11 protein-coding genes and 1 riboswitch are annotated in these 12,598 nt (G+C 26.2%); of the genes, 7 read left to right on the top strand and 4 right to left on the bottom strand.

Annotated elements, in window-relative coordinates; genetic code table 11:
- Positions 1 to 154: 154 nt before the first annotated feature.
- The 4 genes from OW729_RS14355 to OW729_RS14340 all read left to right on the top strand — a co-directional run bounded on the left by OW729_RS14355 (position 155) and on the right by OW729_RS14340 (position 4,557).
- Entirely contained in the window at positions 155 to 1,036 is an 882-nt protein-coding gene (locus tag OW729_RS14355) for a M23 family metallopeptidase (RefSeq protein ID WP_268062237.1), read from the top strand.
- Positions 1,037 to 1,281: 245 nt separating this feature from the next.
- Positions 1,282 to 2,454 carry an MFS transporter gene (locus OW729_RS14350; protein ID WP_268062236.1) on the top strand — a complete coding sequence of 391 codons (1,173 nt, stop codon included), beginning with the start codon at positions 1,282 to 1,284 and terminating at the stop codon, positions 2,452 to 2,454.
- 21 nt (positions 2,455 to 2,475) lie between these two features.
- Positions 2,476 to 3,024, top strand: coding sequence for a TetR/AcrR family transcriptional regulator (locus OW729_RS14345; RefSeq protein WP_268062235.1), 549 nt, complete (start codon positions 2,476 to 2,478; stop codon positions 3,022 to 3,024).
- Positions 3,025 to 3,369: 345 nt separating this feature from the next.
- Positions 3,370 to 4,557, top strand: a complete 1,188-nt coding sequence (locus OW729_RS14340) for a coenzyme F420-0:L-glutamate ligase (RefSeq protein ID WP_268062234.1) — start codon at positions 3,370 to 3,372, stop codon at positions 4,555 to 4,557.
- 27 nt (positions 4,558 to 4,584) lie between these two features.
- Here OW729_RS14340 and OW729_RS14335 read toward each other — a convergent pair whose 3' ends face one another.
- Together OW729_RS14335 and OW729_RS14330 are read right to left on the bottom strand one after the other, a co-directional pair.
- Entirely contained in the window at positions 4,585 to 5,871 is a 1,287-nt protein-coding gene (locus OW729_RS14335; RefSeq protein WP_268062233.1) for a methyl-accepting chemotaxis protein, read from the bottom strand.
- A 202-nt stretch (positions 5,872 to 6,073) separates the two neighbouring features.
- Positions 6,074 to 6,862: a response regulator gene (locus tag OW729_RS14330; RefSeq protein ID WP_268062232.1), complete on the bottom strand. Its 789-nt coding sequence runs from the start codon at positions 6,860 to 6,862 to the stop codon at positions 6,074 to 6,076.
- Between the two features lie 343 nt (positions 6,863 to 7,205).
- Here OW729_RS14330 and OW729_RS14325 point away from each other — a divergent pair, with 343 nt between their 5' ends.
- A complete protein-coding gene (locus OW729_RS14325; RefSeq protein ID WP_268062231.1) occupies positions 7,206 to 8,651 on the top strand; it encodes a serine protease in 1,446 nt (481 codons plus the stop codon).
- A gap of 173 nt (positions 8,652 to 8,824) precedes the next feature.
- Here OW729_RS14325 and OW729_RS14320 read toward each other — a convergent pair whose 3' ends face one another.
- Entirely contained in the window at positions 8,825 to 9,610 is a 786-nt protein-coding gene (locus OW729_RS14320) for a cell wall hydrolase (RefSeq protein WP_268062230.1), read from the bottom strand.
- 4 nt (positions 9,611 to 9,614) lie between these two features.
- Positions 9,615 to 9,740: riboswitch (cyclic di-AMP (ydaO/yuaA leader) on the bottom strand.
- Between the two features lie 87 nt (positions 9,741 to 9,827).
- Positions 9,828 to 10,415, bottom strand: a complete 588-nt coding sequence (locus OW729_RS14315) for a 3'-5' exonuclease (protein ID WP_268062229.1) — start codon at positions 10,413 to 10,415, stop codon at positions 9,828 to 9,830.
- A 173-nt stretch (positions 10,416 to 10,588) separates the two neighbouring features.
- On the opposite strand from OW729_RS14315, the gene OW729_RS14310 reads away from it, so the two are divergent.
- Together OW729_RS14310 and OW729_RS14305 are read left to right on the top strand one after the other, a co-directional pair.
- Complete coding sequence (locus OW729_RS14310; RefSeq protein WP_268062228.1) at positions 10,589 to 11,359, top strand: hypothetical protein; 771 nt, start codon at positions 10,589 to 10,591, stop codon at positions 11,357 to 11,359.
- Positions 11,360 to 11,508: 149 nt separating this feature from the next.
- Positions 11,509 to 12,558 carry a YncE family protein gene (locus OW729_RS14305; RefSeq protein WP_268062227.1) on the top strand — a complete coding sequence of 350 codons (1,050 nt, stop codon included), beginning with the start codon at positions 11,509 to 11,511 and terminating at the stop codon, positions 12,556 to 12,558.
- Positions 12,559 to 12,598: the final 40 nt, after the last annotated feature.

The following is a 12,598-nucleotide window of genomic DNA, read 5'->3' as shown; positions in this document are numbered from 1 at the left end:
AAATTTTATTATGAAAAAATTAAGAAAATTTTAAAGAAAATATATGAAGATTGTGCTACTATAAAAGAGCTTTAATTACATAAATAAGTTATTGTAATACTTACCAAACAAAAGAAGAAACAAATAAACATTAAGAAGAATGAAAGGGGTTAACATGAAAGCTGAAAAATTTAATAAAATACTGAATTATATAATGATTGTCATTTTAATTGCTTTATGGGGATGTATATTCTTTATTCATGGTATATCAGGAGCTATATCTTGGGTATTAGTAAAACTTTTTATGGCACCAATTGGTGCTATATTGATATTGGTTAATCTAATTTTATTATGTATATGTTTAGTAAAAAAGAAAAAAGTCACACAAAAAATAATTTCTCTAATATTATCTGTATTGTTAGCATTTCCTATACTTATGTTATTTAATGTTTTAAAGGTGAGATACCCTGCTGATATTAACAAGGTAACACCTTCAATTACAGTAAGATGGCCATTAAATGAAAAAGCAACTGTTGGTTGGGGAGGAGATACCATAGAAATCAACGTCCCTCATGTTATATGGGCATCTGAAAGATGGGCATATGATTTAGTTATGGAACCATCAAATATAGACAGTAAAAATCTTAATGATTTTGGAATCTATGATAAAGAGGTTGTAGCACCAGTTTCAGGAACTATTATTGCTGCTTATGATGAGGAAAATGATATATTACCTAATACAGAGAATTTTATATCTATGGAAGGAAACCACGTTTATATAAAGATAGATGAAACAGGAACATTTTTGTTATTAAATCATCTAAAGAAGGATAGTGTACCTGTAAAAGTGGGTGACCATGTAAAAGAGGGAGATGTTATTGGAAAAGTTGGAAACTCAGGTTCTACATCCGAACCTCATTTGCATATTCATCATCAACGTCAAGACCCTACAAAAACTATTCATCCAACTTTTGCAGAAGGATTGCCTCTTTATTTTAAAGATATTAATGGTAAAGCAATGCCAGAGAAGGGAACAGTTATAACTCCTAAAAAGTAAAGATTATAAACACAAATGTAGTTAATACTAATTTTCTATAAGAATTACATCTTTTAATTTTGGAAAGTTTTATATTGCATATTTAAAAAAATTTTAACGAGTTTATAATTTAGAGAGCGTAAATAGATTTATATCAAATAATAAATCTATTTACGTTTTTTATATTGACAAAAACAAAATAGTTAACTACAATGGAAACTAAAAAAACTATTTTAGTTTCTTGAGTATAAGAATGGAGGTTGAAAATGAAAAAAAATGTGTTTACAAAAGAAGAGTATTTTTTAATAATAATGTTAAGCTTAGCGCTTGGTATAAGACAAATGGCTATGACACTAGTTATGCCTTTTATTTCTACATATAGTAAAACACTTATTAACAACACCCCTGCATTAGCAGGAGTAGCCTTGGGGATATTTGGGCTTACGCAAGCAATGTTTCAAATACCTTATGGTATTTTAAGTGATAAAATCGGTAATAAAAAAGTAATGTTAGTAGGGCTTTTACAAGTAATATTAGGCTTGATTATAGCGTATTTTTCTAAAGATATTTATACTTTTATATTTGCAAGAGCATTGCAAGGAAGTGGGGCTATAATTGGTGTAGGATATTCATGGATTGGAGGAGCAGTACCAGAAACAAAAAGAGTAAGAGCATTAAGTGTTTTGGGAGTTATAATTGGTTTTTCAGCAGTAGTTTCTTTTGGAGTAGGTCCAATAATTCATAAATTTTTATCATTAAAACAAATGTTTTTGATTTGTGCTATTTTAATTTTTTTATGCTTAATTTATATTTTATTTTTTATAAAGGAGGAAAGATCTAATACGGTATTAGCAAGCAAATCAGACATAAAGAAAGGAATAAAAATATTATTAAAGAACAAAGATTTTGTGAAATTAAACTTAGCAGCTTTTTTTAATAACTTTATCATGGTATCAGTTTTTTATTTTGTACCAATATATCTTGACAAAATAACAGGAATAAATGGGATGTGGAAAGTATTTTTACCTGCTGTAATTATTGCTGTGATTTGTATGAGGATATCTGTAAAGTTTGTTGAAAGAGGATATAGTCGTCAAATACTTATAACATCTTTTACTACAACTTTAATTGGAATATGTTTTTATTTTAAAAAATCATCATTTGTTTTTATTTTGATTGGAAGTATACTTTTTATGATAGGATATATATGTTTAAGTACCATAATCTCATCAAATGCAAATAATATTGCGGAAGAAAGTAATAGGGGGACTGCTAATGGAATAATTAACAGCTTCCAGTATATCGGTTCTTTTATAGGTTCTGTAATGACAGGAGTATTATGGTGTAAATCTGAATTTATTACATTAATATTAATGATTTTAATTTCCATTTTAGGTATAATCACTATTTTCAATTGTAACTTTAAACATGTTCAATAAATAACGAGGAGAAAATTAAAAATGAAAGATAAAATATTAGAAACTGCTTCACAAAAAATACAATTATATGGTTTGAAAAAATTTACTCTTGATGAAATTGCAATAGAACTTAAAATTAGCAAAAAAACTATATATAAATATTTTTCTAGCAAGGATGAAATTATTAACCAATTTTTTAATAGCATAATTGAAAGTGATAAAAAGAATGTTTTAAAGCAGTTAAAAAAAGAAAATAGTCTTTTAGATAATTTAAATTCAATAATTTATTCATATCATAAGTTTAAATTGCCTGTTAGTATAATAGATGAAACACGCAAATTTTACCCTGAACAATGGGTTAAAGTAGAAGAATTGAAGAAATTTAAATTGGATATTTTATATAGGCTTTTAAAAGAAGGAGCATCAGATGGTGTTATTAAAGCAGATGTAAATTTCTTGATTTTAAGTAGGGTTCTCGATAGTGTTTGTGATACATTTTTAGATTATAAATTTTTAAGTGACAATAAAATTACTTTCAAAGAAGCAATTAATGAAGTTATAAATATAATACTTTATGGGATTATATTATAATTTAAAGAGTCTCTATTATCAAAAATAATATCATAAATTATTCAATACTTATATAGGTTAGGAAATTGTATGATTTAGGAATTTTAAATTTTAAATTTATAAAGATACATTTGTTATATAGATGTATCTTCATTTTTTACTTGTATGAAGAATATATGGATAATTTAAGAATTTTTTTTGAATAAATCTACCAAACGTAAACTGTAAGTGCTATAATAACTTTGGAGTTATGAAAAAAGCGTACATTAATGCCTACTTTATTAAAAATATTTGTATTTATTTTCTGATAATATAAAATAAATTAAAGGTTCAAATGTATGGATATTTAAAAGGAGAGATGTATAGATGCCAAGAACAGTAGGTACTACAGTTAGAGGAGTAAGAGCTCCTATAGTAAAAGAAGGAGACAATTTAGTTGATATTGTAGTAGAGTCAGTTTTAAAATCAATGAATTCTGAAAAATTTACAATTAATGATAGAGATGTAATAGGTATAACAGAATCTTTAGTTGCAAGATCACAAGGAAATTATATTTCTATTGATGATATTGCAATAGATGTTAATAAAAAATTCCAAGATGATTTTGCAGTAGTGTTTCCTATATTAAGTAGAAATAGATTTTCTTTAATCTTAAAAGGCTTAGCTAAAACAGGTAAGAAAATATATTTATTATTAAATTATCCATCTGATGAAGTTGGAAATCATTTAATAGATATAGATAAAATGGATGAAGCTGGAATTAACCCATATACAGATGTTTTAACTGAAAAAGAGTATAGAAAAATATTTGGGGAAAAGGTACTACATCCATTTACAGGAATAGACTATGTTCAAATGTATAAAGATATTGCAATTAATGATAATATAGAAATAATCCTTGCTAATGATCCAAGAGTAGCATTAAATTATACTAAGAACGTTTTAGTGGCTAATATCCATGAAAGACATAGAACAAAAAGATTATTAAAGAATGCTGGAGCTGAAAATGTATATGGAATAGACGAGGTACTAAATGAATCTATAAATGGAAGTGGATTTAATCCACAATATGGTCTTTTAGGATCTAATATGGCTACTGATACCAAATTAAAATTATTTCCTAGGGATTGCGATAAATTTGTAGAAAAGATTCAAAAGAAAATGCAAGAAAAAACAGGTAAACATGTAGAAGTAATGGTTTATGGTGATGGTGCTTTTAAAGATCCTGTGGGTAAAATATGGGAACTTGCAGATCCAGTAGTATCTCCAGGGTACACATCAGGACTATCTGGAACACCTAATGAAATAAAATTAAAGTACATTGCAGACAATGAACTTAAAGATTTAAAAGGTGAGAAAAGAGCAGAAGCTATGAAGAAAAAGATAATGGAGAAGGAAAACAATCAAGTTTCTGAAGGAGAAAAATTAGGAACAACTCCAAGACAACTTACAGATCTTTTAGGAAGCTTATGTGATTTAACTAGTGGAAGTGGAGATAAAGGAACACCAATAGTATTAATTCAAGGATATTTTGATAATTATGCAACAGAGTAGCAATTTGCTACTCTGTTCTATTATAATTTATATTTTATATTTTTCTATAGTTTCATCTAAATTTTTTACCAAATCAATTAATGTATCTTCGGATTCTTTTACTTTTTTTATTATTGTACATTGTTCTTCCATTGTAGAACATACTTCTTGAATGCTATCAGCGTAAGTTTCAGAAATAAGGGATATATTACCCATTTCGCTAACAGTTTTAGCACAATTAGTACTTAATTTAGAAGATGAATTAGCAACATTGTTTACATTTGATATTAGAATATTTACAACATCCGATATTTTTTTAAATGCATCTAATGTTTCATTTAAAGAATAACCTTGCTCATCAACTACTTTTTCTACGCTATTTATTTCTTTGGCGGTTTCATTGATACCTAATTGAACATGCAAAATTAATTCATCTATTTTCTGAGCTGACTCAGATGATTGTTCAGCCAATTTTCGTACTTCATCAGCTACAACAGCAAATCCTTTACCATGTTCTCCTGCTCTAGCGGCTTCAATAGAAGCATTTAGTGCTAGTAAATTTGTTTGATTTGCAATGGCACTTATAACTTCTACTATTTTTCCTATTTCGTTTGATTTTGCCTCAAGACTTTTAATAGATTTAGTAGCATTAATAGATTTTAATTTAGTTTCATTCATATTTTTACTTTGAATTTGCATATTTTCTTCTGTAGTGTTAATTGTAAGTATTGTTTTTTCTGTCAGTTCTTTAGAGTCATTCATATTTTTCGAAATATTACGTAGTCCCTCATCTATATCAGATAATAAGTCATTACAATGTTTTATTGAAGAGGTTTGTTCTACAGAACTATTAGATAAATTTGATACAGATGATGTAAGATTATTTGTAACTTCTAGTGAGTTATTAAAAAGATGCACATTATCTTCAGATACATTGTATACAGTTTTACTTAATTCTTTTATTTCAGTAATCAAAAATTGTAATTTTTCCATTATATTATTTAAGCTTAATAAGTATTCTGCTTCAGTTGATTTATTAAGGGTTTCAATTCTATATGTAAAATCATTTTTATCCAGATTTTCAGCAAATTCACTTACTAAAATAGATGGTTTTATGAATTTTTTTACGTTTTTGGTTACAGATGAAAATCCAATAATAATACCTGATAATACATAGAAAGTTACATTTAAAGCAAATTTATATCCATCAATAGATAATAAATATCCAGTAATTATACCTATGATGAGAGTTGAGGGAATTACAGTGAGCATTGTAGTGAGTACATATTTTTTTACTTTATTTTCTTTCTTTAGTTGGTTGTAAGATTGTTCCATAGTATGATCCTTTCTTTTAAAATTAGTATAGTAAAATTTATTTGCCACATATTAATTATCGAAATATAAAAAAATAATTTTATAATTTTCTGTAGATATAAAATAACTCTAAGTACCTAGTAAATAGAGTTATTTTATGTAAAATATACGATTTTTCTATAAAATCAAAAATAATATTAGAAAAATAAAATCCTTTACGAAATTATTTCTTCATTTCTTTTAAAACATCTTTTATCTTTTTATTCAAAGTATAAATTCTAATATTAGACTTTAGCTTTGACACAAATAAGTGTTCTTCTACAGGTTTAGTTATAAAATCGTCTGCTCCACAATCTAAAATACTAGATAAAGTTTTAGGATTATTTAATACTGTAACCGCTATTATGGAGGAATTAATGTTATTTCTTCTAATTTGCCTTATTAAATTTTTACCGAATTCATTTTCTAAAACCATATCAATCAAATATATATCATATTTTTTATTGCTTTGAAATAGTTGTTTGCCTGATTTATAAGAATCTATATGCTCTACACCATATTTTGTAAGTATGTCTTTTTCAATGGTAGACTCAAAAGCATTATCATCTATAATGGCTACTTTCATTTTTTTTAAGGTTTGCATATATAAATCATCTCTAAATACTGTATCTATATGTTTAGTTATTTCTTTTTCTAGGTCGTCTTTTAGTATATAATCACTTATTCCTAAATTAAGAAGATTCTTTTTTTGATCATCAACATTATTGCTAGTAACTACAAATATAGGGATTTCAGCGTCAGTAGTATAATTTACATTTTTTATAAAATCCTCTATACTATCTCCTTTTCCATAAAGAGAAGTTATTATAAGATCTATTTTGTATTCATTTAGTAATTGGTAAGCCTCACTAAAGCTGTCTGTAGATATATAATCATAATCTTTTTCTTTTAATATGTTTTTTATCATTTTACAAAAAAAGTCGCTTTGTTCTATGTGAAGAACTGTATACATGTGGATTCCCCCTAAAAATATTGATTTTTACATTGGTTTATTTATACCAATTTCATATATTATCGGATTTATTTTCTATGTCTTTATAAAACTAAATAAATATTATTTGTGGAATGTTATTTATATAATTTTGTTTTTTATAATAATAAAGTAGGCTGAAGTACTAAGAAATTCAACTTTTATACAAAAATTACGATAAAAGAATTATCTGATTTAATAGAATAATATTTATAAGTGTTTTCAATAAATATTAAAATAGAGCAAATAAAAAACTTAAATGAATATATAAGAAAGTATTTATTTAAAATAAATCAAAAATAAAGATATTTTCGGAGTGAGTAAGATGATTGTGAAAATAAAATCACTAAAAACCAATGTGATAAGAACAAAAAATATTTTTGAGAATATAGAAGATATTTTTAATGTTAAAAGAATGAATACTGCAAAAGGAAGTTTTACTAAGGATATTATTTTTTGTAGATATATAGGAATAGATTGTGAAAAATGTGATTATATTGATAAGTTAAAAGAATTAGATATGCATTTACAATCAACTGAAGCAAGTTATATTAATTTTACAAAAGGGATAAAGCAAATTTTAGAAATAAATGAGATAGAAAGTGCAAAAAAAATCATGGAAAAATATGATGAATTAGAAAATGAAAATTACATAAAACTATATAAATTATTTCAATTTAATATGGGATATGAAATAAAAAATGAGTGTTTAGAATTTACTAAAAAACTTGCTTTTAAAGAAATAATGGATTTGTATGATGTAAACAATAAAGACAAAAGCAAAACTGCAAGAAAAAATTTTGGAATAAAATTATTATTATGGATGAATAAATATCTTAAACATTTTTTTGAAAATAAATGTGATGTTAATATAAGAAATAAGGTTATGTTCTATGGGGATATAAAAGAACATGAAATATATTTTCTAATTTTACTTTCTAAATTAGGATGTGATATCGTATATATAAATCCTAAAGAAGATATAGATTATAAAGTTCCTCAAATAAATAACTTTTCAAATGTCATAAGAAATAGCAAGACAAGCAGTAGTTTAATAGAAATATCATTTGATAATATTGAAATTAAAAAAAATTGTATTTTAAAAGAAAATAGTATAATTAAACCAAAAGATAAACATGACAATATTAAGAAAGAAACAAAAATATCTAAAAAAAACATAGAAGAAAAGATAGAAAAAAGTTATCAAGAGCTTGCTAATTTGGCTCAATCAGTAGTAATGATAAATGTATATAATGAGAATGAAGAATTAGTAGGTAAAGGCTCGGGAGTTGTAATAAATCACAATGGATTTATCATAACAAATTTTCATGTTCTAAATAAAGGAGTATTTTATGGAGTAGTTTTTGAAAATGATACTAATGAATATATGTCATACAATATTATAAAATGTCATTCAGATTATGATCTAGCTTTAATAAAAGTAGATAAGATAGAAAAGCCTATTAAATTAAATATAAAAGATTTAGTAAGAGGTCAGAAAATTATAGCAATAGGAAGTCCATTAGGGCTATTCAATACAATTTCTGATGGCATAGTATCAGGATTCCGTAAATTTGATTTCATGGAAATGGTACAAATAACTGCTCCTATTTCTCCAGGAAGTTCAGGAGGAGCATTAATTGATTTATATGGTAACTTAGTAGGAATAACAACATCTGGACTAGATGGTCAAAATTTGAATATGGCTGTTACAGCAAAGCATATAAAAAATTTTTGTGGAAACATATTGAATAAGGAAAAGCTAGGATAGTTGTAATACTGCTTTTAGTAGTTATAATGTTATATCTTAATTAATAAATTTAAGGATATATTTTAATTTGTTAGCTTATTATAGTAACAAACTACAATTCTCATTTAGAATTGTAGTTTGAAATTATATTAACTCTTGATTTTTTAAACATAACTATTATTGTTTTTTAGAGATTATTTTACAAAAACCATGTTGCCAATTCTAGCTGTTATAGGCTTTGACCATAGCCATTCGTTAGTAGCACTATCATCAAAGTAAAATAATGCAGTTTTACTTGGGTCAGCACCATACAAAGCTTCTTTAGCTGCTTTTTTAGCAGTAGAAGTAGCTGCTTTGTTTATCCAACCATTTTTAACAGGGGTAAATTGATAGTATCCATTGATTTTCTGATAAATTACAGATGAAATAGTGTTAGGAAATTGAGAACTCTTCACCCTATTTAATACTACCGATGCCACAGCGACTTGAGCATTGTAAGGTTGACCTTGTGCCTCCGCTGTTACAAGTCTTGATAATAGATCTAAATCAGCTTCAGTATAATTTACAATAGGTTTTGATTCTGTAGGTTGTTTAGAATTTGAGCTTGTCCCAGCAGTAGAATTTATTTTTGGTAAGTTTAGTTTTTGTCCAATATAAATGATATTATTCCATTTATTATTGGCCTTTCTTAGATCACTTAAATTTATACCATATCTTTTAGCAATTAAATATAGACTATCACCACTTTTTACAGTATAGGTATCGCAAGGAACTTTTAAAATTTGTCCAGGATAAATAGTAGTTCCTTTAAGATTATTAGATCCCATTATATTATTCGCTGAGGTATTGAAAAGAGTTCCTATTTTATACAGAGAGTCTCCAGAAACTACAGTATAGTCTCCTGCAAAGGCTGTGGTAGATAGAGCTGCACATAAACTTAGTGCAGATAAAAATGTTTTTAAATATTTAAATTTTGTCATTAGTTTAATTCCTCCATTTTGCCTCCCAGGTTAGTTGACGGGTTTGGGTTAGAGGTACCCTACTCTAAAAGAGATTCACCCCAAAAAAATATCCCCGGTACTTCTTAAGAAGATTCGGCATAATTTATTTGCAATTTAGTGCCATTTTAACAGAGGAATTAAAAGCTTGTCCATATAATATTTATGGATATATAGATTAAATATGGTTAAATTAATATTATTTATATCCTAGTTTTTTAGCTCTATAATAGCAAGATACAAGTGCGGCTACATCATATCTAGCGTCATGGAAGTCTACATCATCACAATTAAAAAGTCTTTTAGCACCATTTAATACAGTTTTTTTATTTATTTCTAGAAAATCAATTGTTTCTTCCAGTCTAGGATTTTTTATCCTACCTGTTTTAGTTTTAGCTTTTACTATGGGTTTAAAATACTCCATGGTACAAAAGAAATCTTTAGGATTCCAATCTATATTATTTAATTTATTGAATTCAGCAACAACAAACTTTTTATCAAAATTTACATTATGAGCAATAAAAACTCCATCTTTTAAATCGTTACTTACCTCTAGAGCTACATCTTTAAAGGTTTTTCCATTAGATAAATTTTTTAGTTTTTCCACACTAAAACCATGAACCCGTTGAGCAGAGGGTTCAATATAATCCACATTAAAAAAGAAGTTTTTTGAAAAACAAACTTTTTCTTCTCCTTGTGAATTTGTATCACAAACGCAATAAGTTAATTGTACGATTTCTCCAGGTTCTATACCAGTAGTTTCCGTATCTATAAAAATTTTTTTCATAAAAAATAGCGTCTCCTTTATTACATCATTTATACAATATACCTATATTATAGTATATTTACTTGTTTAAAGTCTACATTGATCAATTTATGTGATGAGAATTATGTAATTTAGAGTGTAAAAAATACATATATATGATATATATATAATTTTATAAGGAGTGCAAATTAAATATGAGAAAAACAGTAGCAGTGGCAGTGTCATGCTTATTGTTTATGTCAAGTACTCAATTTGTAGTCGCCAAAGAAAGTAATCAAAATCTAAAAAAATCTCAAAAAGAAATACATGAATCAATACAAAGAGATATGGATGAGTATTATAAAAAATATGCAGATAAACTGATGAGTTTTGAAGAGTTTGCTAATTTAAATGAATCAAAAGGTAATGAAAAAGAAGTTGAAGATATTAAACAATTAGATGAAGCAGATATTCTGCGAAGTAGTGGGTCAAAGCATGAACGTGGAACTAATGATATAAGTTATGATAATTTTAGAAATGGAGATATTATTTTGGTACATGATGGTTTTTGTTATTATGGTTATTGGAGACATGGAGCAATATTTGATGAAGAGGTAGGAAGTTTTATATCAGCACAAAGAAAGGATTCTGGAAATGGAGAAGGAGTTATATATGAACCTAAATCTTGGTATAGAAATAAATATGACAAAGCTAAAGGAGTGAAAGCAAAAATTACCGGGGGCAACATTGAAACTAAAAAAAGCGATATGATAGTTTGGCTAAGACAATTCGTTGGAAAATGTAAATATTCATTTTTATCACCTAAGAATTTAGATGATAATGATACATGGTATTGCACATTGTTGCCATGGAAAGGGTATAAAAAATTCTTTGATTTAGATATTGATGCAGATAAAGGTCCAATGTGTTCTCCAGATGATATATCTAATTCTAACAATGTAGAAGTATTTGTTGAAGCTGATTAAGCAGATAGTGATAAGGGATTCCAAGATTTATATAAAACTTGGAATCCAAAATTTTAGATAAAATGGAATAGAGACTGTTTGTAGAGTATATTTAAATACCTAAAGTATTGAAAGCTCATATATAATGAAATATATAAAGAGGGAAAAATATGAATAAGAAAAAATTTCTTGTAATCTTAAGCATATTATGTATTATTTTATGTGTGATACTAGGAGGAAGGTATTTTTTAAACTGCAAAAAAACTAATTTAAATAGTACAAGTGAAAGTTCAAATCTAAATAAGGGGATATATATTCTTTCTAGTGGTGACACTGTTTATTATTTATCCAATGAGAAATCTACCACAGTAAAAAAATATAATGTTGAAGGTGCACTAGATATGAAGGAAGTAAGTAATAATAAGGTATATGTGCCAATTTGTTATGGGGAGCATAAAGAAGAAATAGCTGTGTTACATAATGGAGAATTTAGTAAGTACATAAAATTAAGTTATGATCTTCCTCTTTTAATAAGATATAATAAATATAACAATAAAGCTTATGTTACTCATAAAACAAAAGTAACCAAACAAAAGGAGAATTGTATAACTGTTATTAACACATTGTTAGATAAAGAAGAAAATACTATTATGTATAATAACCATGTTGAAGATATTACATTTACTACAAATAATAATATGGTTGTTAGTTCTTATTCTTTAAAAGAAAAAGCGCATAAGTTAGATATATTTAATTTAAAGACCAATTCAATTATAAAGACGATACCAACACCAATTAAGTTTTCTTCTATAAAATGTGGAAAAAACAACTTAATTTATGCTGTGAATCAAAAATCTAAAGATAATATTTTATTTGTTATTGACTTAAATAAAGGAAAAGTGATAAAGAAAATTAAGCTTCCATATGAGTATCCATATAAAATTTTTATAAGTAACAAAGCCGAAAAAGAATACATTTATGTTTTACATCAAGATTTTGACTCATTACAGGGTAAGGGAATATCTATAATTGATTCTTCAAGTAATAAAATCGTTACTCAACTTGCTCAGGTAGAGTGTCCTGAAGATATTGATTTATATGAAGAAAAAATGGTAGTTTCAAATTGGAGGGATGGAAGGATATACATTATTAATAATAATGTAATATGTAATGAAATACCAATAAATAAACCAATTTCTGTTGTAATAAACAGAAATTAAATTTAGAGCCTAAAAATTTAGGCTCTACCTAATTTTTATA

Source organism: Clostridium brassicae, assembly GCF_026738875.1.
Classification (GTDB): Bacteria; Bacillota; Clostridia; order Clostridiales; family Clostridiaceae; genus Clostridium_H; species Clostridium_H brassicae.
This window is presented reverse-complemented; position numbering and strand designations above follow the sequence as displayed.